The sequence below is a fragment of the Pseudoalteromonas sp. S2893 genome, from assembly GCF_005887105.1.
Classification (GTDB): domain Bacteria; phylum Pseudomonadota; class Gammaproteobacteria; order Enterobacterales; family Alteromonadaceae; genus Pseudoalteromonas; species Pseudoalteromonas atlantica.
This window is the reverse complement of record NZ_PNCY01000019.1, coordinates 42346-65844: the sequence shown is the minus strand read 5'-3', so window position 1 is coordinate 65844 and position 23499 is coordinate 42346. Positions and strand designations below refer to the sequence as shown.

Annotated in this window: 18 protein-coding genes and 1 pseudogene; 13 read left to right on the top strand and 6 right to left on the bottom strand. The window is 41.6% G+C overall.

Annotated elements, in window-relative coordinates:
• The first annotated feature begins 825 nt into the window (after positions 1-825).
• From CWC04_RS11900 to CWC04_RS11865, 8 genes are all read left to right on the top strand, one after another.
• Entirely contained in the window at positions 826-2553 is a 1728-nt protein-coding gene (locus CWC04_RS11900) for a DUF4856 domain-containing protein (RefSeq protein ID WP_138685523.1), read from the top strand.
• A gap of 85 nt (positions 2554-2638) precedes the next feature.
• Positions 2639-3913: an imelysin family protein gene (locus CWC04_RS11895; RefSeq protein ID WP_138685522.1), complete on the top strand. Its 1275-nt coding sequence runs from the start codon at positions 2639-2641 to the stop codon at positions 3911-3913.
• Positions 3914-3921: 8 nt separating this feature from the next.
• Positions 3922-6156, top strand: coding sequence for a TonB-dependent receptor family protein (locus CWC04_RS11890; protein WP_138685521.1), 2235 nt, complete (start codon positions 3922-3924; stop codon positions 6154-6156).
• 10 nt (positions 6157-6166) lie between these two features.
• Complete coding sequence (locus CWC04_RS11885) at positions 6167-7207, top strand: sterol desaturase family protein (RefSeq protein WP_096739979.1); 1041 nt, start codon at positions 6167-6169, stop codon at positions 7205-7207.
• Between the two features lie 110 nt (positions 7208-7317).
• The gene (locus tag CWC04_RS11880; protein ID WP_138685520.1) at positions 7318-9225 is read left to right on the top strand and encodes a DUF1800 domain-containing protein; all 1908 of its coding nucleotides are present in this window, start codon (positions 7318-7320) and stop codon (positions 9223-9225) included.
• A 9-nt stretch (positions 9226-9234) separates the two neighbouring features.
• On the top strand, positions 9235-10575 hold the full coding sequence (locus CWC04_RS11875; protein ID WP_126006262.1) for a DUF1501 domain-containing protein: 1341 nt from the start codon (positions 9235-9237) through the stop codon (positions 10573-10575).
• 256 nt (positions 10576-10831) lie between these two features.
• Positions 10832-11545, top strand: a complete 714-nt coding sequence (locus CWC04_RS11870) for a DUF1499 domain-containing protein (protein WP_138685519.1) — start codon at positions 10832-10834, stop codon at positions 11543-11545.
• 203 nt (positions 11546-11748) lie between these two features.
• The gene (locus CWC04_RS11865) at positions 11749-12798 is read left to right on the top strand and encodes an NAD(P)-dependent alcohol dehydrogenase (protein ID WP_096739975.1); all 1050 of its coding nucleotides are present in this window, start codon (positions 11749-11751) and stop codon (positions 12796-12798) included.
• Between the two features lie 69 nt (positions 12799-12867).
• On the opposite strand, the gene CWC04_RS11860 is transcribed toward CWC04_RS11865, so the two are convergent.
• The gene (locus CWC04_RS11860; RefSeq protein WP_004587418.1) at positions 12868-14070 is read right to left on the bottom strand and encodes an MFS transporter; all 1203 of its coding nucleotides are present in this window, start codon (positions 14068-14070) and stop codon (positions 12868-12870) included.
• A gap of 370 nt (positions 14071-14440) precedes the next feature.
• Between CWC04_RS11860 and CWC04_RS20080 the strand changes: the two are divergent.
• From CWC04_RS20080 to CWC04_RS11850, 3 genes and pseudogenes are all read left to right on the top strand, one after another.
• Positions 14441-15211 (top strand): annotated as a pseudogene (locus CWC04_RS20080) (PAS domain-containing protein); the annotation flags it as partial.
• A 48-nt stretch (positions 15212-15259) separates the two neighbouring features.
• Entirely contained in the window at positions 15260-15742 is a 483-nt protein-coding gene (locus CWC04_RS20075; RefSeq protein ID WP_232510987.1) for a methyl-accepting chemotaxis protein, read from the top strand.
• Between the two features lie 98 nt (positions 15743-15840).
• Entirely contained in the window at positions 15841-17970 is a 2130-nt protein-coding gene (locus CWC04_RS11850) for a TonB-dependent receptor plug domain-containing protein (protein WP_138685517.1), read from the top strand.
• Between the two features lie 42 nt (positions 17971-18012).
• Here the strand turns inward: CWC04_RS11850 and CWC04_RS11845 are convergent, their stop codons facing one another.
• Complete coding sequence (locus CWC04_RS11845; RefSeq protein ID WP_004587415.1) at positions 18013-18186, bottom strand: DUF2986 domain-containing protein; 174 nt, start codon at positions 18184-18186, stop codon at positions 18013-18015.
• Positions 18187-18401: 215 nt separating this feature from the next.
• Between CWC04_RS11845 and CWC04_RS11840 the strand changes: the two genes are divergently transcribed.
• Complete coding sequence (locus CWC04_RS11840) at positions 18402-19889, top strand: dipeptidase (RefSeq protein WP_138685516.1); 1488 nt, start codon at positions 18402-18404, stop codon at positions 19887-19889.
• A gap of 74 nt (positions 19890-19963) precedes the next feature.
• Here the strand turns inward: CWC04_RS11840 and CWC04_RS11835 are convergent, their stop codons facing one another.
• The gene (locus CWC04_RS11835; RefSeq protein ID WP_138685515.1) at positions 19964-20749 is read right to left on the bottom strand and encodes a putative porin; all 786 of its coding nucleotides are present in this window, start codon (positions 20747-20749) and stop codon (positions 19964-19966) included.
• Positions 20750-20987: 238 nt separating this feature from the next.
• Between CWC04_RS11835 and CWC04_RS11830 the strand changes: the two genes are divergently transcribed.
• The gene (locus tag CWC04_RS11830; protein WP_138685514.1) at positions 20988-21176 is read left to right on the top strand and encodes a 2TM domain-containing protein; all 189 of its coding nucleotides are present in this window, start codon (positions 20988-20990) and stop codon (positions 21174-21176) included.
• Positions 21177-21234: 58 nt separating this feature from the next.
• Here CWC04_RS11830 and CWC04_RS11825 read toward each other — a convergent pair whose 3' ends face one another.
• The 3 genes from CWC04_RS11825 to CWC04_RS11815 all read right to left on the bottom strand — a co-directional run bounded on the left by CWC04_RS11825 (position 21235) and on the right by CWC04_RS11815 (position 23461).
• Complete coding sequence (locus tag CWC04_RS11825; protein ID WP_138685525.1) at positions 21235-21672, bottom strand: OsmC family protein; 438 nt, start codon at positions 21670-21672, stop codon at positions 21235-21237.
• 147 nt (positions 21673-21819) lie between these two features.
• Positions 21820-21957 carry a DUF2256 domain-containing protein gene (locus CWC04_RS11820; protein WP_138685513.1) on the bottom strand — a complete coding sequence of 46 codons (138 nt, stop codon included), beginning with the start codon at positions 21955-21957 and terminating at the stop codon, positions 21820-21822.
• Position 21958: 1 nt separating this feature from the next.
• Positions 21959-23461, bottom strand: coding sequence for a cryptochrome/deoxyribodipyrimidine photo-lyase family protein (locus CWC04_RS11815; RefSeq protein ID WP_138685512.1), 1503 nt, complete (start codon positions 23459-23461; stop codon positions 21959-21961).
• Positions 23462-23499 lie beyond the last annotated feature (38 nt).

The following is a 23499-nucleotide window of genomic DNA, read 5'->3' as shown; positions in this document are numbered from 1 at the left end:
GACCTAGGGATTATCTAAATTATTGTGGTAACTGAGGGCGTGTTTATTTTTAATGGTTTAATTTGCAGCCGTATGTTTGGTTTTAAGGCAAGGCAGAGCCTATGTAACTTGGTTATTCCCCATAAATAGGCGATAACGCAGCATAAAAGCCAAACATGGGCTGCCCGTTGGGTTCTTTCTAGGGTGATAAACTCTTGTTTATTGGTTTTTACTTATTCTTACATGGATGTAAGTCATTAAAATAACGCAGGAGCCGTTATCGAGCCTACTAAGTTACAAACCACGCGCCGCGATTTAATCGCCCCTAGATTGAACAAATTTCTATCCGCCAAGGTCAACACGCCCTAGTATACCTTTAATCAATACGCCGATATAAGCCTCTAAAACAGTAAGTGAAGCAAAAAACCACACTTAAACGCTATAAGTGATGCGTTTTTAAAATAAATAATAATTATTACAAATAGCTTTTATATCTAAAAAGTTAATGTGATTTTATTTCTACGTAATGTTCGCACTTAGCTTTAAGGCGCAGTGTTCCTTTCTAAAAATACTTATCTAGTACAAACCAAGCATTGTTATAAGTTTTTGATAGTAAATTACTTTAATGAGTATATTTCCTTTATGCAGCGAATGTTTTGCTAAGGGATTTACGTGTTGTTTAGCTATGTTAAATAGTATTTTTGCCGATCTCCCTTTGTTCTAAAAACTAAAACTATTTTAAAAATAAAACAAAAAAGCAACATTTAAGTTGATTGTTAGGTATTTGTAATTAGAATAGTCGCTATTACAAATAAGAATGATTCACATACAATATTAGGATTCAACATGAATTTGCGTAAATCTCTCCTTGCTAGTGCAGTAATTACTGCAACTATGGGTTTAACTGCGTGTGGCGGCTCAAGCTCTAGCGATAGCAACGAAACACCAACCACTCCAACAGTGACTAATTCGGCACCTACCGCTATTAGCTTATCTACAGCGGCTGTAACAGAAGATGTAGTAGGCGCAGTAGTCGGTACTTTAAGTGCAACCGATGACGATGCAACAGGCATGGTATTTACACTTTCTGATGATGAACAGTATTTTGAAATTAATGACAACAATGAGCTAACGCTTAAAAGCACGTTAGCGCTTAATGCTGAGCAAGTAGAAACAATTGATGTAACAGTTACTGCAACCGATGCTGGCGATTTAAGTTTTACACAAACACTGAGCGTATCTGTAACTGATATTGAAGCGCAAGATGGCGTAAACGTTTACGAATTTGCCTCAACAGTTAATGCTAGTAATTCTGCGGTAAGTTACACAGGCCAAGTGGCTCGCCATGCACTTTCGGCGCAAATTAAAGCTTACATAAGCTTATTAAGTGTTGATTACATTGAAAGCGAAGGCTTAACAGGCGATGCCGTTAAAGCGCAGTTAATGGCTTATTGGAGCGATTACGAAGCCGTAAAAGATAACAGCTTTTTGTTTATTGATGGCACAACTACGTTGCAACAGTCGTTTGCAGAAATTTCGAATTCAGGCAAAACCTTAACAGGTAAAATTGCCGGTAACGATGCGTCTAAAATGGAAGAAGATTGGCTAACAGAAGGTACATTTGAAGGCTGGAGTGACTTTGGCACTCAAGCAAAAACACCAGAAGGGCTTATTTTTCATTACTTTGATTTACTTGCCGCTAATGTAGATGCAATTGCAAGCGGTACGCAGTCTGAGGATGTAAACGGTAATGACATTACTGCGGCATACATCACAACAAGTGGCCTTGATTTAAACCAGCTTATTCAAAAGCACACGCTAGGTGCGTTAATGTTCTCGCAAGGCACTGACGATTACCTAGACGAAGGGCTTGATGAAGATAACACCGATGCAGCAGCCGATGGTACTTACAGTACTTTAGAGCATCAATTCGATGAAGGTTTTGGTTACTTTGGCGCAGCACGTCATTATTTAGAATTTAGCGACGACGCTATTGCTGATGGTAGCGCAAGCGCTGATATTGATGGCGATGGCAAAATTGACTTAGCGAGTGAATACAACTGGGGTAACTCTACCAATGCAGCTAAACGTGATAAAGGCGCGGTAGTAGCAACTGACTTTAGCAGCGCAGCAATGACGGCGTTTATTGCGGGTCGTAAAATTATTAACGATGCTGCACCAAGTGCATTAACTGATGATCAAAAAACGCAGTTATTAGCACAGCGTGATATTGCTGTAGCCAATTGGGAAAACGCAATTGCAGCCACCGTTGTACACTACATCAACGACACATTAGCCGACATTGATACAGTACAAGGTACAGAGGCAAGTGCTGATGATTTTGCTAACTTAGCTAAGCACTTTAGTGAAATGAAAGGCTTTGCACTGAACTTTCAATTTAACCCATTTTCACCTTTTTACAGCGACGATAACGCAGGTAAATTTGCCGAGCTACATACATTACTCGGTGAAGCGCCACTGCTAACAGATGCATACAAAGCGCAGTTAGTAGAGGCACGTGATTTGATGCAGGAAGTTTACGGCTTTGATGCTCAAAACGTTGAAAACTGGTAATAACCACCCGTTTTAGCACCAAGGAAGGTCAGCCCACGGGCTGGCCTTTTGCCGTTTAATTTTCAAAGTTTTTAGGGTTGAAATAATGATCAATTATGCAAAAAAAGGGGTTGTGGTTGCAGCTACTGTATTAACCCTTAGTGGGTGTGGTGAAAGTAGCTCAAGTAGCACAGGCAGTGATTTTCAAAGTAGTGATAGCGGGCAAACTACGACGCCTGCGGTTACAGAGTTTGATGAAGCACAACTCGTTGCTAACTTAGTCGATAATGTAATAACACCGACGTTTGTTTTGTTTAATCAACAAGCACAAACACAAACACAGGCCGTTGCAAATTACTGCCAAGCTGAAATACAAAGCGTACAAGAAAGCTCTGAAGAGGCCATTGCGCTGCGTGCTCAAGCACAACAAGCCTGGCTAGATACCATGGCGGGTTGGCAACAAGCCGAAATGATGCAAATGGGGCCGCTTCTTGATAACGCAGGGCAGTTACGTAACCAAATATATTCATGGCCTACTTTTAGCCGCTGTGGGATAGACCAAGACGTGGTGTATAACCAAGACGGTGTTATTAACCAAGATCAAAATCGCCCGTATGCCATTAGCGAAAGAACAGCAACACGCCGCGGCTTATTTGCAATTGGGCATGTGTTGTTTAACGAGCAATTAGCGCATCACTGTAGTGTGGCAAATGATGCCCTTGCAGATTGGAATAACCGTACAGATTTAGCGCGTCGTCAGGCTCGTTGTGAGTTTGCTGTGGTGGCAAGTGAAGATGTTTTAAGTTCGTCAGCGCAGTTATTACAAGCTTGGCAAGGGGATAACGGTTTTGCTAACGAATTAAAAAATACCGGCCAAAGTGGCTCTCGCTTTAGCACAACTCATGAAGCGCTTAATCATATTAGCGATGCACTGTTTTATATCGACACAATAGTAAAAGATAAAAAATTAGCAGAGCCGATTGGTATTTTTTCAAATTCGTGTGGCGCATCGGCGTGCCCTGAAGATGTAGAAAGCCTAGATGCGAAAAGCTCTTTAGATAATATTCGTAATAACTTAGTGGCGTTTGAAGCGTTAATTATGGGTAATTTAGACGCTGAGCAAGCAGGCACTGGCTTTGATGACTTTTTAGATGCAGAGCAAGCACAGGCTACTAAAACACGTTTAGTTGAAGGAATAGCAACCCTTAAAGCCACTTTAAATAGCATTGATAGCTCGCTGGCCGATTTGCTAATTGATAACGAGCAACAGGTACGTGATGTACATGGGCAAGTGAAAGTGCTGACCGATGAGCTAAAAAATGACTTTATTAATGAGCTAGCACTTGAGCTACCTACCACCTCTGCAGGCGATAACGACTAAGGGCGACAATGAAATACAATAAACTTACAATTGCATTGCTTATGGCCGTAAGTTGCCAAGCAGTGGCAGAGCAAAAAAACGAATTAGAACATATTCAAATTATTAGCCATAACGATAAATTGCGCACCGAAGCAGGCTCGGCAACTTTAATTGGCGAAGCGCAACTGGAACAATTTGAGTTTGATGATATTCATCGTATTTTATCGCAGGTGCCTGGGGTAAACATACGCGAAGAAGATGGCTTTGGGCTAAGGCCTAACATTGGTTTTAGGGGCGTAACCCCTGAGCGTAGTAAAAAAATAACCATTTTAGAAGATGGTGTTTTAATTGGCCCTGCGCCGTATTCGGCACCGGCGGCTTATTATTTTCCGCTTACTACACGCATGACCGCTGTTGAAGTGTTTAAAGGCCCAGCAGCCATACATTATGGCCCGCAAACGGTGGCGGGTACGCTTAATTTAGTGTCGCGCCAAGTACCTGATGATGCCAGCGGTATGCTTGATATTTCAGCAGGATCTGATGGCTATAAAAAAGCGCACGCGTATTATGGTAATCGCCAAGGGCAGTTTGGCTTTTTAGTTGAAGGCGTTCACCTAGAAAGTGACGGTTTTAAAGAGCTTGATGGCGGACAAGATACTGGCTTTGAAAAAGACGATTTATTAGTTAAATTAGATTACACACTTAATAGCGAGCAGTTTAAGCAACGCTTTGAGTTAAAGCTGGCCTATTCAGATGAGCTTTCTAACGAAACCTACCTTGGGTTAACCGAAGAAGATTACCAGCAAACACCGTATCGCCGTTATGCCGCCAGCGGCCCTGCAAATATGGATACTAAGCATACGCAAGTGATGTTTACCCACCAGCTTAGCAGCGATAATTTTGCCCTTACAACCCGCGCCTACCGCAACGATTTTGAACGTGCATGGCTTAAACTCAACGCGGTTACTAACAGCAGTGGTAGTTTGTCGGATATTTTGGCAGACCCAACACGCTTTGAGCGTGAATACAGCGTTATTAGTGGCCAAGCCGATTCGGTTCAAAGTGGTGAAAGCAATGTGTTTTTAACCATGGGGACTAACGACAGAGCCTTTTTCTCACAAGGTATACAGTTTGATGGTGATTGGCAAGTAGCTGCGTTTGGGCTTGAGCACTCACTCTCATTTGGGGTGCGTTTTCATCAAGATGAAATAGAGCGCGATCATTTTGAAGACACATACGCCATGGTTAACGCGGTTAACACCCGTACAGACACCGCGAGTGTATTTACCACACAAAATACCGAATCTACCGATGCGTGGTCGTTATATATTGAAGACAAAGTAACCTTCGATAAGCTAACTCTTGGTTTAGGCGTGCGCGGCGAGTTAATGGATATGTCGTATCAAAATGACGCCCCTGGACAAGAAAACAATTGGCAAGACAAATCGAGCCGTATTTGGTTACCTGGTTTAAGTGGCTTTTACCAATTATCGGCCAATGCAGGGTTACTTTTTGGTGTACACCAAGGGTTTGTGCCCTCAAGCCCATCTAGCCCTGTACGTGAAGGAGATGAAGAGTTTGAAAAAAGCGTAAACTATGAATTTGGTGGCCGTTACAACAACGGTAACAGCCAAGTGGAAGTAGTGAGCTTTTTTAATGATTATTCAAACTTAGTAGAAAGCTGTGGCCAGTCAAATTGTGGAATCGAAAACGAAATTGACCGCGAATTTAGTGGTGGGGAAGTGGATGTATGGGGCGTTGAGTCTCAATTTGCCCACACTTACGCATTAAATAAGCACATTGATGTGCCGGTACGCTTAACTTACACCTACACGCAAAGTGAGTTTAAAGAAGAGCTATTTAGCGAATTTACGCAGTGGGGGCATATTCGCCCGGGCAATCCTTTACCGTACTTGCCTAACCATCAAGCTGCGCTGAGCTTAGGCCTTGCACATAACGATTGGTCGGTTGATGTATTAATAAAATACACCTCAGAAATGCCAGAGGCCGCTGGCGTAGCTTATACCGCTGGCGAGCTTGGCAACACCACAGGGAATGATTTTTCATTACCGTTGGCAGGTGTCGATGTACCCGCTACAACAGTACTAGATATTGCTGCGCGCTACGAGCTTGAGCAATATGGGCATATTTACGCTAAGGTAGATAATCTGTTTGACCAAGATAACATTGTTAGTCGTCGGCCATATGGCGCGCGCCCGGGTAAACCGCGTAGCGTAGCCGTGGGTTACAAATATCAATTTTAAGAGGTAAGTGATGCTCGAGACTATATGGCAAACGCTTCTTCAAACGCCAAATTATTTGTTTGATGCCAATAAACGTATTTTTATTGGCTATAGCATTGCGGCGTTAGTGATTGCAATGTTGCTGTATTTCTCGGGCCGTGCGCAGCAAAAAAAGCGCACGTGGCGTGGGCTGGGGCGCTATTTATTTAGTAAGCGTATTTGGCTGAGTAAAAGTGCCAAGCTCGACTACCAATTATTAATTATAAACCGCTTACTTAAAGCCGCGCTGTGGGTGCCTATAGTGTTAACTATGGTGCCTGTTGCTATTGGCGTAAGTGATGCCCTGCAATGGCTTTTTGGTGAGCGCGCAGTATGGCAGCTGCCAAGTACTGTGGTGTTAGTTATTTTTACCGTTTTATTGTTTATATTTGATGATTTAACACGGTTTTTATTACATTTAGCACTGCATAAAGTGCCGTTTTTGTGGCATTTTCATAAGGTACATCATAGCGCGTTAGTGCTCACCCCAATGACCATTTATCGCAGTCACCCGTTTGAAAGCTATTTATATGCCTGTCGAATGGCGTTAGCCCAAGGTTTTGTGGTGGGCGTTTGTGTGTATTGCTTTGGCCGAAATTTATCAATGTTAGATATTTTGGGGGCTAATGTATTTGTATTTGCCTTTAACGCTTTAGGCGCTAATTTACGCCACTCACATGTGTGGTGGAGCTTTGGTAAAAAAATAGAAAATTGGTTAATTAGCCCAGCTCAGCACCAAATTCATCACAGCGATAACCCAAAACATTTTGACCGTAACCTAGGCTCAGCGTTAGCCATTTGGGATAGAGCCTGTGGCACGCTGATAAAAGCGCATCAAGTAGGTAAAATTACCGTGGGGGTTGGCAATAACGACCGCGGGCACAACAGTGTAATGGATGCGTATTGGCGGCCAATTTACGAGAACCTACAAACGCCTTGGCAACGTGTGGCTAAAGCCGCTAATAAGGTGAACGTTTTTAATAAAAAAAAGCCCATTATTGAGGTTAATATTAACGACAAAACAGTTAAATAGCGCTCGGTTACAAAAAATAAAAGGTTAAATTGTAAATTTTGTGTTTCAATAATCGTATCAAACTCGGTACATACACGCGTACCTTCTTTAATTTACGATGATGATTTAACATGCATTACAAATCAGTTTTATTAGCAAGTTGTGCTTTATTGCTAAGCGCCTGTGGTGGCTCAGGCGGCGATGACACGCCCACCGTCAATTCAAATAAAATTCCTACCTTGTCGGTTGCCGACATACCCAGCGAATTAACTAAAGGCCAAACCATTGAGCTAATTGCAACAGCAAGCGATGAAGACGGCACAATAAGCAGTGTGGTTTGGCAACAAACTGCGGGCACCACGTTATTGAATGAACCATTAGATGCGTTAAGTACCCGCCTTACTATACCCGCTGCGCAAAGTTATGAGCCTATAACGTACTCATTTAGCGTAACAGCCACCGATAATGAAGGGGCAACAAACACTCAAACCGTTACATTTGTAGCCAAAAACAGCATGGACATACACAGCGCCGCTAGGTTATTACACCAAGCTAGCATGGGCCCAACGCTTGCTGAAATAAACAGTGCTCAAGGTTTAAGTGAGCAACAATGGCTCGATGACCAAATAGCACTGCCAGTTAGGTACCATCGAAACTACTTGGTAAAACTTGAAGATGACGAAGACTTTAAATATATAAGCCGCATAGATGCATGGTGGAAAGCGGTGCTACAAAGTGACGATCAACTACGCCAACGCGTTGCATTTGCACTGAGTGAAATATTGGTTGTATCGGATGAAAATAGCGATTTGCGTGCACAACCAGAGGGCATGATCACTTACTACGATTTATTGCTCAAACATGCGTTTGGCAATTTTAGAGAGTTACTCGAAGAGGTAACGCTTTCGCCAATTATGGGCACGTACCTAAGCCATTTAGGGAACGAAAAAGCCGATGAAGCACTTAATATTCGCCCAGATGAAAATTACGCCCGTGAGGTTATGCAATTATTTACCATTGGCCTAGATGAGTTAAACCTTGATGGCTCCGCTAAGCTAGATGCAAACGGTAATAGCATAGCAACTTACGGACAGGCTCAAATACAGGGGTTTGCGCGTGTATTTACAGGCTGGACATTTGCCGGCAGCGAAACCTTTAAACGCAAAAGCCGCGATTATATAAACCCTATGCAAGCTTACAGCGAATACCATTCGAGCAAAGAAAAAGTACTATTAAATAATGAGGTTATACCGCCTGGTTATGGCCCAGAGGAGTCGCTAAAAATAGCCCTCGATAATTTATTTAATCACGACAACGTAGCACCGTTTATTTCTAAGCAGCTTATTCAGCGGTTAATTACCTCAAACCCTACTGCGCAATATGTAGAGCGCGTTGCACGTGTATTTAACGATAATGGAAGTGGTGTGCGAGGCGATTTAGCCGCAGTTGTTAAAGCTATTTATTTAGATGACGAAGCACGCCATTTTGGCAGTGTACTTAGCTATCAAGGTAAAATTAAAGAACCACTTTTAAAAACTGTGCAGTTTTGGCGAAACCTTAATGCGAAGTCGCAGCAAGGTTATTATAAAACGTGGAACTTAGTCGATAGCTATGGGCAAGGCCCCATGCAGTCGGGCTCTGTATTTAACTTTTTTAGACCCGATTACCAAAGTGCGGCGTTACGCACCCAAGGTTTGGTAGCGCCTGAATTACAAATAGCCAACGATGCGACTTTAATAGGCACAATGAATGCCTTATTTGCAAGTTTGGTTTGGAGTACAGCCGAAGCGCATACCGAGTTAAACCCTGCAGGAATTTATGTTTATGTTCAAAGCGATATGGATTACTTGGCGCAAAATGGCATTAGCGCACTGATAGAGCAATATAATACCCTGTATTTTGCCGGCAATATGAGCGCTGGCACTACACAAGCTTTACTCGATTTAGATGCCTACTTTGACGAGGATCAGTACCGTGTGAGGGTTTCGTACTTGTTATACATGATTGCTATTTCACCTGAATTTAACGTGCAGTATTAGGAGCGCATAATGAGCCTAAATAGAAGAGACTTTTTGTCATTATGTTTAAAAGGCGGGGTATCGGCAGCCGCTTTAACCAGTTTGCAGCTACAAGCGTTAACGGGGGCAACTAATGCAATAGAACTCGGTGATTATAAAGCCCTAGTGTGTGTATTTTTATACGGCGGAAACGACTCACTTAATATGTTGCTACCCCTTGAGGGAGAGCAGCGTAGTTTATACGAGCAAAGCCGGCAAAACCTCGCAGTAGACAATCCGCTAGCGTTAAGTGTTTCTCAGCAGTTTGCAGGTGGCGTGGGAATTCATCCCTCACTTGCGCCTTTACAGAGCGTGTTTGAGTCGGATGATTTAGCCTTTGTTGGTGGCGTAGGCACTTTACTTACTCCCACCACATTAACAGATTACAAAAATAACGCGGTGCCTTTACCTAAGCATTTATTTTCGCATAACGATCAGCAAGCGTCATGGATGTACGGCCGAGAAAAAGCCTCTTTAAACAGTGGGTGGGGCGCACGTATGCTAGAGCGATTAGCTGTGGAGGATCAGTTTGCGGCAAATATCTCTCTCGATGGCACTAATTTATGGCAAACAGGCACAAATACCAGTGCCTTTGCGCTCAACAAAAGTGGCATAAGCACAATTAACGCCTTTGGAGGTTATCAGCCCCGCACTGAGCACGTTACTAACATAATGAACCGCTTGCTAGGCAATGCAAGCCATGTACTAGGGCGTGAATATGCAAATGGCTTAAATAGCGCAATTACCAACACGCAAACGATGAACAGTGCGCTTGAACAAGCCCCAGCGCTTACTACCACCTTTAGCGATACTAGCTTGAGTGAGCAATTAGCCGCGGTGGCCAAAGCAATTAGTGTGCAGTCGTCGTTAAGTACACAGCGCCAAGTATTTTTTGTCTCTATGGGGGGATTTGACACCCACGATGATCAGCTTACTGCGCACCCTGCATTATTAAATACGCTAGCTCAAGGGCTCAGCGAGTTTAACAGTGCCATGAAAGAGCTAAACATGAATGATAAAGTCACCACGTTTACTATGTCGGACTTTGGCCGCACGCTCACCTCAAACGGCGATGGCACCGACCATGGCTGGGCGGGTAATCAAATAGTAATGGGCGGCGCGGTAAAAGGCCGTTCTATTTATGGCCAGTTACTTACTCAGCAATTAGAGGGCGAATACGATACCGGTGGCGGGCGGTTAATTCCGCAAGTGGCTAACGAGCAATACTTTGCAACGTTAGCGCAGTGGTTTGGCGTGCCTGTTTCGGAGCTGGTTGATATTTTTCCTAATTTAAGTAACTTTAACAGCGCTACCTTAGACTTTTTTGTGTAATGATACTGACACGCCAGCCTAGGTACGTTAGTTTAAGGTTAAAGCGCCGCTGCTTGATAATAAAAATGCGTTATTTAGTTGTTTTAATTAGCTTATTTTAAGGTTCTTGAACAAAGCTTATTATTTAAAGCACTTAAGTATCACTATACAGTGGCGTGAGCTGTTAATTGTAATCTAAACCCAGTGCTTGGCAGTATAATGTACTGGTTTCAAATACTTAAAATTAAAGATCACACATGATAAAGGAATCATAATAATGAAAATTTTAGTGAGCTTAGTAAGTTTAATCGCTTTTTTACTCGTTTTACTGCCAGGGCCTTTATATAAGTATGGCGTTGTTGAACTAAGTACTGCGTTTGCAGGGTTTAGATTTGGTGTGTATGTGGGTGGCGCTGCATTAGTGCTGCTTGTTATACAGGTTATTTTTATGCGTAAAACGCTTAGCATGGGCAGCACTTTAATGGCATTGGTGTTTGCAGCCATCGCGATTGCAATGCCACTGAGCATGATGAGCAAGGCTAAAAGCGTACCCGCGATCCATGATATTTCGACCGATTTAATTAACCCGCCAAAATTTGTGGCAATTGTACCGCTGCGAGCAGATGCTAAAAACCCAGCTGAATACGCAGGAGAAGAAACAGCCACGCAGCAACGCAAAGCTTACCCTGAGCTAAAAACACTAAATTATGCACAATCAAAAACAGACTTATTGGCTGCTACCGAGCAAGCGGTTAAAAATTTAGGGTTTGAGCTTATTAATGTTAATGCGGCTACGGGCATTGTAGAAGCAACGGATACCACCACATGGTTTGGTTTTAAAGACGATGTAGTTGTGCGTATCAATGATGAAGGCAGCCAGCGCTTTGTCGATATACGCAGTAAGTCACGCGTGGGGCGAAGCGATTTAGGAAAAAATGCTGAACGTATACATTCACTCATTGATGAGATAAATACGTTACTGGATAAGTAACCAACATTTGAGTTTAAAAAGCCCAACCTTGTTGGGCTTTTTTGGTCAGGGTGCATTCACTGCGCCGGCGTTAGTGTAAACCACATCAAAGTGCATACCGGTATTATTTTTAGAGCCAGCCCTTATGGGATTGGTTTTAAAATAAAGCACTTAAATAAGCGAAAAGGTAGACGACTTAAATTTTTACAGACTATGGAGTTGTTATGAAAACAGTAGGATATGCAGCAAAAAGCGAAGGTGCGCAACTAGGTGAATATACTTTTGAGCGCCGCGATTTACGCGATAACGATGTAGAAATTGAAATTTTATATTGTGGCGTATGCCACTCTGATTTACATGCAGTGCGCAATGACTGGGGCGGAAGCCGTTACCCGTTAGTCCCTGGGCACGAAATTGTAGGTAAAGTAAAAGCCATTGGCAGCGCTGTTAAAAACTATGCAAAAGGTGACACGGTAGCGGTAGGCTGCATGGTTGATTCATGCCAAAGCTGCAAACAGTGTGATAACGGCGAAGAGCAATTTTGCCAAGAAGGCATGGTAGGCACATACGCAGGTAAAGATAGAGAAACCGGCGAGATGACCCAAGGTGGCTATTCTAAACATATTGTTGTTCGTGAAGAATTTGTACTATCAGTCCCTGAAAATCTAGAGCTTTCGCGCGTTGCCCCTTTATTATGTGCAGGTATCACTACTTACTCTCCATTACATAAGTGGGGCGTTACAAAAGGCAGCCGTGTTGCCGTTGTAGGGCTTGGTGGCTTGGGTCACATGGCTGTTAAAAATGCCGTAGCCATGGGCGCGAGTGTAACAGTGGTTGGGCGAAGTGAGTCTAAAAAAGATGACGCAGTAAAACTTGGCGCGCAGCATTATTTAGTGTCGACTGACGAAGATGCAATGAAAGCGTCGCAGTCGGCTTTTGATATTATTATTGACACCGTACCTGTTAAGCACGATTTGTCTATTTACACACCCTTATTAGACATAGATGGGACGCTAGTTATTGTTGGGCAAGTTGGCCCCGTAGAAGAGCTAAACACTGTGCCTCTTTTAATGGGTCGCCGCCGCATCGCAGGCTCACTGATTGGTGGGATAGAAGAAACCCAGCAGATGCTAGATTTCTGCGGCAAAAATAACGTATTGCCAGAGTGCGAAATGATTAATATTGACCAAATAAACACCGCGTATGAGCGAATGGAAAAATCAGACGTACGCTATCGTTTTGTTATTGATATGGCGTCGTTAGAGGCCCAGTAAGGTGGGTGATTAAATACCCTTATTAAAGTAAAAGAGCGGCTAATTGTATTAGCCGCTCTTTTTATATGCTTAACACGTTTGTGCTGCGGGTTGTTGTTTATTAAGTTGCAAATAGCTTAAAAACCACATTACTAAGCCGCCTAAAAACAACGCCGCTGCGACATAACCTGTTTGGTTAGGCGCTGCACCTTGTGCAATAACAGCCCCGCCAACCCAAGGGCCGATAGCATTTGCGGTGTTAAATGCGCATTGTACTAATGCACCAATCATTGCATGGCCCTCTGGGGCTACATCCATTAATAAAGATTGAATAAGCGTTGCCAAACCCACACTGCAACCAATAAAAAATATAACCGCATACAGCATCCAAATATTGTAACTTGCGCTAACGTAGGCAATTGCAAATACGATGGTGCACACCAGTGCAAGGCCTGTGGTTTTAATGGCAGATTTATCGGCCGCTTTGCCTAATATGTAATTACCTAACGTACAACCAATACCAAACATCACCATAGCGATAGAAATAGTGTAAGGGGCTGTTTTAGTTACATCTAAAATTGTATCGGCAATGTATGTATAAATACAAAACACGCCGCCAAAGCCAATAATAACAATACCTAAAATAGACCACACCAGTTTATTTTTAAGTACGCCAAACTCGTTAAGTAAGTTAGATGGCTTAGCGTTATCGATATTTGGCACTACTTTGTATACAAATATAAACGCAATAAACGCTAAAACCGCAGCGCCACCTAAGCAATAACGCCAGCTTAGGTTTTGCCCCACCAAGGTAACAATAGGCACGCCTACGATGGTTGCAATGGTTAAGCCCATAAATACTTTTGACATAAAGCTTGCGCGTTTACCCGAAGGGGCAATATCGGAGGCAAGCAAAATAGCGGCACCAAAGTAAGCGCCGTGAGGTAAGCCACTTAAAAAGCGAAAAATAACGAGCTGCTCTAATGAGGTTGCTAATGCACTCAAACCATTAGAAATACACATTAGGCTTAAAAAAATCAGCAAAGCTTTGCGTTTTCGCATATTGGCCGTTGTAAGCATTAATACCGGCGCGCCTACCACAACACCAATAGCATAGGCGCTAATTGCATAGCCGCTTTGCGAAGGAGTTGAGCCAAACGTTTCACTGATCAGCGGCAGCATAGGCATCATTGAAAATTCTGATAATCCTAAAATAAACGTACCTAGTGCTAACACTAATAAAATAGCAGCTTTATTTAACTGATTAGATGCCGACGCAACATCTGCACTCATAGAAGATCCTTTAACTTTGATTTTAAAAATAGTGAATAGCCACACATTAATTGCGTGGAGAGTAAACATATATTAGGTGTGGAGTGTGTCAGTGAGATGGCTATTTTAAGTTAAAAAGTGTACTGCGTCATGTATAAAAAATAGTATTTTTGGCTTGTTTTACTTTTGTTAATTGCTATAAAGTGTGACTTATTGGGTTAATTTATAAAAAGTTTTTAAAAAGCAGCTCACTAGCTAGTGTTTAATTGCTCGCAGAAAAACTAAAAAACACCTATATTTACAAAGTTATTACATTTATTGCTAGCTTACATATTATTTTTATATTTGTTTGTTATTGTCATCCTATTATTATTCCCTAAAGGTTTAACACATGTTTGGTCTACGAAAAGATAACGCCAAAGTTGACGAATTGGAACGTCAACTCAATGAAAGTAAATCAGTACTATCCGCTATTTATAACCATGTAGCGTATATTGAATTTACACCCGAGGGAAAAATTTTAGACGCTAATGAGCTTTTTTTAGATACCGTAGGCTACAAAAGAGAAGAGGTAATAGGCAAGCACCACCGGATTTTTTGCGATTCAGACTACGCTAAGTCGAGTGAGTACAGCCAATTTTGGCAAGCACTGCAAGGGGCAAACTCAACAAGCGGTACCTTTATGCGATTTAACGCTAATGGCGAAAAGCTATGGCTAGAGGCTACTTATTTTCCTGTTGAAGTAAACGGGGTGGTTACTAAGGTTATTAAAATAGCGTCGGATATTACAAAAAATTATGTACAGCGAAAATCTCAAGAAGCGCTCACCGAAGCGCTTGATAAGGCGCTGGCTACAATAGAATTTAACCCCGATGGCACTATAATTAAAGCAAATCAAAACTTTTTATCTACGGTGGGTTATTCACTTGCAGAAATAGTTGGCAAGCATCACAAAATGTTTTGTACTGATTCTTTTTATCAAAATAACCCTCGGTTTTGGGAAGAGCTAAGCGATGGACAATTTAAGTCGGGTAAGTTTAAACGCATAACCTCTGATGGCTCGCAAATATGGCTGGAGGCAACTTATAACCCCATTTTAGATAATAAAGGCAAAGTGATAAAAATAGTGAAGTTTGCCTCTAATATTACCGATCGCATAAAAGACAACGAAGCCGTTAGTGAGGCCGCACAAATTGCGTATGAATCGGCGGTGTCGAGTGCGCAAACGGCTAAAAGGGGCTCAGATATATTACATGATGCAATTGCAAACTCAGATGCAATTGTAAGCCAAGTACTTAAATCGGTTGATTTAATTAAAAACCTGAATGAGCAGTCAGCAGTTATCGGCTCTATTGTGTCGACCATAAGCAGTATTGCCGATCAAACTAATTTATTGGCGTTAAATGCAGCCATTGAAGCCGCCCGAGCGGGCGAGTACGGGCGCGGCTTCGCCGTGGTAGCCGATGAAGTTAGGCAGCTTGCAGCAAGCACCAGCAGTTCAACCAACGAAATTGCAACCGTAGTTAAAAACAACCAAGAGCTGACTAACGATATTTCAAAACAAATCACCTCCGTCTCTGATTCGTCAGAGCAAGGCCGAGAGCTAATAGCGAAAGTCTCAGAAGTAATTCAAGAAATAGAACGCGGCGCAGATGCTGTTTCTGCAACAGTGTCTAAGCTTAACGCGAGTTAAGTGGCAGTAAGTTCTCAAAGTGCGACATTTTGTCGCGCTCTAAACTTGTAACTACATTATATAATTTATGCCATATATAACAGTGGCATAAATTATAAATGGCTCATATTCAACACATCCAACACACTTATTTATTCTCTCCTTTAGCACTTTTATTAACTGGCCTTTTTTCTCCTGCAGTATTTGCAGATGATAACACTTTAGAAATTATTGAAGTGCATGGGCAGGTACACAACAAGCACTTATCGCTTGGTTCGTCAGAGGCAATACTTAGTTATTTAGGTGTTGATTTTTCGGCTGCGGGCGGGGTGTCTAACTTACCTATTTTAAATGGTTTAATGGGCGATAGAGTAAAAGTACTGATTGATGGCGCAGAGGTTACTGCAGCGTGCGCTAATCAGATGAACCCGCCTCTTTCTTACGTATCAGCTAATCAAGTAACGGCTTACAATGTAGTTGCTGGTGTTTCGCCAGTGAGTGCTGGTGGCGATAATATTGCAGGTGTAATAAGCGTTAACTCAATTTCACCACAATACAGCGAAAATAGTGAGCTTGCATGGCATTCAGGCTATGTCTCAGCTAAGTACAGCAGTGTTGATAACGGCCAAAAACTAGGTGTGGGAGCACGTTTAGCAAGCGATACTGTGAGCCTTAATTACCAAGGGTCGTTTAGTGATGCCAACAGCTACGAAGATGGAAAGGGGAATGTGGTACTAGATACATTATATCGGGCTCAAAACCACAGCCTAACTGGCGCGATACGTGACGATAAACAGCAAGTTGTGATAAAGCTTACGCATCAAAAAATACCGTATCAGGGTTTTGCTAACCAGTACATGGATATGACTGATAACACCAGTTATGGCGCTATTGCCCAATATAAGCGCAGTTTTGAAAACAGCGAGCTAGAAGGGCAAGTTAATTGGCACAGCGTTAAACACGAAATGGGTTTTTTTAGTAAAGAAAAAACCGGCATGATGCCCATGAAAACAGATGCAAAAGACATAAGCACACAGCTTAAATGGCGCCTTACACTTGATCAAAATAGCTCATTACTACTTGGACAAGAATATTATAATTACCGCATTGATGATTGGTGGCCGGCGATTGAAGGCTCAACTATGATGGGGCCAAATGATTATATAAATATTAATAGCGGTAAGCGTGAGCGTATTGCCTTATTTGTAGAATATGAAAGCCAAATCAATAACAAGCTCTGGTTAAATACGGGTTTAAGGGTTGAGCGTGTTAATACACAGGTTGATGAAGTACAAGCCTATAACGATGGCATGATGAATATGGGCAGTATGAGCGCAATGACAACTGCCAATAATGCGCTAGCTGCCAATAACTTTAACAATGCCGATAGAGACATAACCGACACCTTAGTTGATGTAAATGTGTTAGCTAATTACCAAGTTACACTATATGACGAGCTGCAATTAGGCCTTGCCCGTAAAAGCCGAGCCCCTAATTTATATGAGCGTTACAGTTGGGGTGTAAGTAATATGGCAAGCACTATGATTGGCTGGTACGGCGACGCTAATGGTTATATTGGTAACCCAAACCTCAAAGCCGAAACCGCCCATACCATCAGTGCAACGTATTCAAAAACAGCAAAAAATGATGCGTGGCGGGTAAGTGCTAATGTGTGGTACACCGATGTAACGGACTACATTGATGCAGATATTGTACGTAGTTTTAATAGTTATGGTTTAGCAAATACAACACGTAACATTTTAAACTTTACTAATGTTGACGCCACACTTTATGGCGCAAAGCTTGATATAAGTAAGTCACTTTATCAATCAACACAGTTTGGCGAATGGCAATTAAAAGCAAACATAACGAGCACTCGTGGTAAGCGCCGCGACACTAACCAACCGCTTTATCAAATTAAGCCGTTACATACAGCGCTCTCATTAAGCCAGCAAATAGGGGTATTTGAAAATGCACTGTTGTGGCACTGGGTGGATACAAAATCACGCGTTGATGTTAACCGCTTAGAAAACCAAACCGTTAGTTACAGCTTAGTTAATATAAGCTCTAAAGCTACTTTTGATGCGCTTACGCTGGGTATTGAGGTGGTAAACTTATTTGATACGTTTTATCAATTACCCCTAGGCGGGGTAAGTATTGCAGCGCTTAAGCAAGGTAGCAGCACGGGGTTTACTCAATTAGCTGGGCAAGGGCGCTCATTTAATATAAGTGCCAGTTACGCATTTTAAACCCATATAAAGCGTTGAGAATAGGTTGCTTGGCGCTTTAGTTTAATCAGATGTTGGCGTAACTTGCTCGGCGTTGGTTGTTTGCTGCGCCTCTAAAGCTAGTTTTTCACGCTCTGCTTTTGATACATACGCCGGTTTATTACTTTTATGCAATTTAGCATTAGCACGTTTATCTTTTTTCTGAAATTTGGTGACAATTTTTTTGCGGCGGTTCATTAGTACTAATACTCTGATTAATTAAGGTCGCGCATTATACAACCAATGCAATGTAAGCCGCTATCTAAATTTAAAGCGCGATTGTTGTAACCCTGCCGCAAAGGTCTATTTAATACTATTGCTTGGCGGTATAATTTAGCTTTAATACCAATTTAATTATTTAAGCGATTTATTATTGCGCATTGGTAGTAATGATTCATACAAAAGGATACGTTTTGAAAAAGTTAGCTTTGCTTTGCAGTGCTTTATTTGCTTTTAGCGCACATGCACAATTACATACAAATATTGATAGTGTTGCCGATTACGCTGTTAATACTTATCAACAATCACAAATTCACACGTTAACTAATTTAGTGGCTTTTCCTACGGTAAATAAAGAGTCGATACCCGCGCCACAAAATCCTGACTTTATTAATTTTAAATCTGTATTAAAAATGAAAGCTGCAGAGCTTGGGTTTGATTACCAAGACCTAGGCTACACCGTGCTTATAGGCATGGGAGATCAAAACGAAAAGGTTACCGTTGTAACCCACGGAGACGTACAACCTGCCAATGCCAGTAAATGGAAACAAAGCCCATTTATTATTGATACCTCAGAGCCTGGCAAATTAGTCGGGCGCGGCACAGAAGACGACAAAGGCGCAATAGCCACCGCACTATACGCCATGAAAGCGATTAAAGATAAAGGCATAGAGCTTAATAACCGCATAGAGCTGATGATTTACCTAGCCGAGGAATCTGACTGGGGCCCGCTTACAGAATTTATGAAAACCTACGAGCAGCCAAAATACGCCGTAACCATTGATGCATCATACCCAGTTGTAGTAGCCGAGAAAGGCTGGAGCTTAATTGCTCCTACTTTTAATGCTACCTCAAAACAAACCGGTATGTATGTGAGTGATTTAGCGGGTGGCGCGTTTAAAAGCCAAATACCAGAAGATGCAAGCTTAGTGCTACATAACGCAAGCGTTGTAGTTATTAACTCATTAAAAGCTAAAGCTAAAACACTTAGTGAAGTTGAGTTTAACTTTGAAGAGCAAGGTGAAGGCTTAAAAATAACTGTAAAAGGGGTGTCTGCGCACTCATCAGAGCCAGAGTCGGGCGTTAATGCTATTGCACACCTGAGCGAGCTATTTAAAGACGTCGCACTTGAAAATAATAGCGATGGCCAGCTTATAAAATTTGTAAATCAATTAATTGGCTTAGATATTCATGGTAAGCAATTTGGTAATATTGCCTACAAGCATGAATTCATGGGTCCAATGAGCGTAGCCCCTACCGTAATTGAACGCGATGGTAACGCACTAACGTTAGCCATTAACGCGCGCCGCCCAGTTGGTAAAGATGAAAACCTACTTAAAGCGCAAATAAATAGTGCGATTAAGGAATGGGAAACTGCAAATAACGTAACGCTTACTAAAGTCGAGACCATTATTGGTACACCCATGCTGTTAGATAGCGCGCCGCACGCACAAAAGCTGCTCGATATTTTTAAACATTTTACAGGTGACGAACAAGCTGACTTTGTATCAATAGGCGGAGGCACTAACGCAAAATTATTTGATAATGCAGTATCGTTTGGCCCTTCAATGCCAGGCAAGCGTTATACCGGCCACTCAGAGCATGAATTTATTACGCTTGAGCAATTAGCGCTTAATTTACGTATGTATACCGCAATGATGATAGAGCTAGGTAATATGTAAGTTATAGCTGTTTTAATATAAAAGCCGCCTTATTTAGCTGAAGTGACTCCAGCAAGGCGGCTTTTTTGTATTTACTAAAACTGAGCTACAAAACTGAGATTGTATATATCGTAGTCATCGTTATCGGTGTAATTAGCTGTAAAATAGTAGTTATCGTTAATAAAGTATTTACCTTCAACAACTAAATCTGAGTCGTATAAACCAACGCCAACTGCAACATGCTTATTAAAGTAATAATTTGCCAACACATTAAAAATTGAATCATCGCCAGCATCGAGATAGTCAGCATTTATAGTAAAGTAGCGTTCATCGTAAAGGTGAGCAAAGTAACGTGATGATAAGTCCCACGACTCTATTTCATCATCCGTCTCAACAGTAAAACCAATGTAGTCGGTGTCATTAATTTGGTGATTATATTGCGCTTTAAACAAATAAACTGTGTCACCATATTCGTAATCTACCATACGTGCAGATACTTTTAACGAATCAGCAAATAAGTAACCTATGCCAAGTGAATAGGTATCAGTATCGCCAATATTAGGCAACTCTATGGTTGCAAAAGCATTACCGTAAAAGCCTTCTCCAAAAATCCCTTTTCCACTATAACCATCTGAATTAAAGTAATTTAAGCCTATATTACTATCTGTATCTAGGTAGCCATAATCATCCCATACTCCCGAGCTTTGTTGCTCTTCAAAGTAATAATGCGTAGATAATCCGTACACATTATCGCTGTAATAGCGAGAATCAATTTTTGCGTAGTTAATTGTATTAAACCATTGCTTTGACGCTGATTGTTCAGCATTTACTGATGCTGTACAGCTAAGTGCAAGCAAAGAGAGTGGTATTAAGTAGCGCATAAGTATCCTTTCTTATAATTAAATAGGTGTATCTAGAAAAGGTATTATATTAAATACTCTTTAAAATACATTTAATTAATTGTAAGTAACTGTATGTTTGTATAAGTATTTGTAGAGATGCGCTTGAAGGGGCTGCTATAAATTGATGACTAATGTCATATTAACTAATGACAAATAACACCTCCAAAGCTTAAAAATTAAGGCAATAATAACCTTACATTTTAAGAGGAGAGCAAACATGAATACACCAACATTTTTTGATAATTTAAAACGTTACTTTGTGGCTTTGGTATTTTTAACCGCGATAAACTTAATTACATCGCCAAATAATTTATGGGTAGTATGGCCTGCTTTAGGGATGGGCATTGCATTGCTAAATGAGTTGTTAAACTCAAATAACTCAAAAAGGGTTAGGGATGAGTGTTAAGCCAAGTAACAGGTTACCTGGCTTAACGCGAAAAACCGTAAGGTTTAAAAATTACGTTTTATGCGGTTGAGTCGAGCGTTGCTTTTAGGGAGATTTCGGTATTAAGTAGCTTTGAAATAGGGCAGCCTTTTTTAGTTTGCTCACACAGTGCCTGAAATTGCTCATTGGCTATGTCACTAATACGTGCTTTTACTTCAAGCGCTATATGGGTGACTGCAAAGCCGTCATCAACCTCATCAAGGCTTACGGTGGCTTTAGTATCAATTTTATCGGCTTTAAAACCGGCATCGCCAAGAGCAAGCGAAAGCGCCATACTAAAGCAGGCACTGTGCGCAGCTCCCACTAATTCTTCTGGGTTAGAACCAGGCTCGTCTTCAAAGCGAGTATTAAAACCAAATGGTTGTTTATCAAGTGCGCCGCTTTGTGTAGAAATACTGCCTTTACCTGTTTTAATATCGCCTGACCAGGTTGAGTTTGCCGTTTTTTTAATCGTCATCATCTTCTCCTTGCGTTGCATGTAAGCTTTTCAGGCTGAGTAAGTGCTATTTACATAAAACACCTAAATACAGCCTTAAAAGCCGAGTTATTCATACCATTGCAAAATAGGCGCCAGCTCACGCATAGCATAAAGGATTAATACCTTTTAATTTTTATTACGTTTACAGCGCTCTGAGCAGTAAATAACGTTATCCCAATCGCGCTGCCACTTTTTACGCCACGCAAAAGGCTTGTTGCAAACAGGGCACATTTTTTGTGGTAAGTAACTTTTTTTATGTGCCATATTAATTACTTTTTGCGGTGTTTTTTTGTGTACGAGTAAGCCCTACATGCTTTTTTAATATGTTAGGAATTGCACATTTAACATCGGCGCGCTCGCGGTATTGCCATAAACGTTCGCGCGCTTGTTTGGAGGCTTGAGTTAAATCAAGCATGGGCTCGGGGTAGTCTTCACCAAGTTTAAAGTCGTTAAACAGCGCTTCCATTGGTGTTTGCTGCCAAGGCTCGTGTAAATATTCTATCGGCAGCTTTTCAAGTTCGGGGCACCATTTTTTAATAAAGGCGCCGGTTGGGTCTTGATCTTCAGATTGCTTAATTGGGTTGTAATGCCTAATGGTGTTAATACCCGTAACTGAGGCCTGCATTTGTATTTGTGGGTAATGAATGCCAGGTTCAAAGTCTAAAAAGTAATTTGCCAAAGGTAAGCTTGCCTGCTGCCAGCTTATATTTAAATGATGCGTTACAAAGCTAACCAACATAGCGCGCATTCTAAAATTAATATAGCCCGTGGTTTTTAAGCAGCGCATACAGGCATCAATAATAGGTATACCCGTTTGGCCTTGTGCCCAGCGCTCAATATCGTGTTGTACGTTGTCATCGTTTCTATATGGGAACTGATGATACCCCGCATTGAGCGCTTTAAATTCCATCGTACTCTCACTTTCAAACTTTTGCATAAAATGGCAGTGCCAATGCAAACGCGATACAAATGCAGCAAGCGGGCGCTTCCATCCTTTTTTGCTTGGGTGTTTTGCATGGTATGCATCAATAGCCATTTGGTACACCTGTTTAAGGCTAATATTACCCCACGCTAAATAAGGAGAAAGCCTAGAGCAATGAATACGGCTTAAGCTGGGGCTAGATATGCCTTTTTGATATCCCTTACCGCGCTCAGCAAAAAAGCTTTGCAATATTGTGTGCGCAGTTAAAGGCCCACCTACTTGAAAGTTGTCATCATTTTGCGTGTAGCTGTCGGGTAATTTAGGGGGTTGGTAGTTATTAAGTGTAATGGTTTTTATGTTTTTCCAATTAGGAATAGCAATAGGGGCCTGCATTGTTTGTTGCCAGCGTGCGTTCCAATCTTTACGGTTTTTTTTGCCACGAATAACGGCGCCCGTTTGTGACTCAAACCAGTTAACTTTGTTAGCTTTACACCATATAGCCACGGCTTTATCGCGTTCAAAGGTATTGTTTAAGCCAATTTCTTGATGGCTAAATATGTTTGCTATTTGGTATGTTTGATTAAGCGTGTTTAACAGTGTCAGCATGTCTTGGTTAAAAATATACAGCGTTGCTTTGTAGCGAGTTAGCTGCTGATTTATTTCGCCTATTGATTGATAAACAAAACGCCAATGGCGCGCATTATAATGTGCATCCTCAAGCATTAGTGGCTCAAAGTTGTATAGCAGTAACGTGGGTAAATCATCACTAAATGCATTTTTAAGTGGTTGATGGTCGCTAAGGCGTAAATCGCGTTTAAACCACACTATGTTTATTTTTTCGCGCATATTTAAAAAAGTGGCTGCAGTTATGAAATACTGTACGC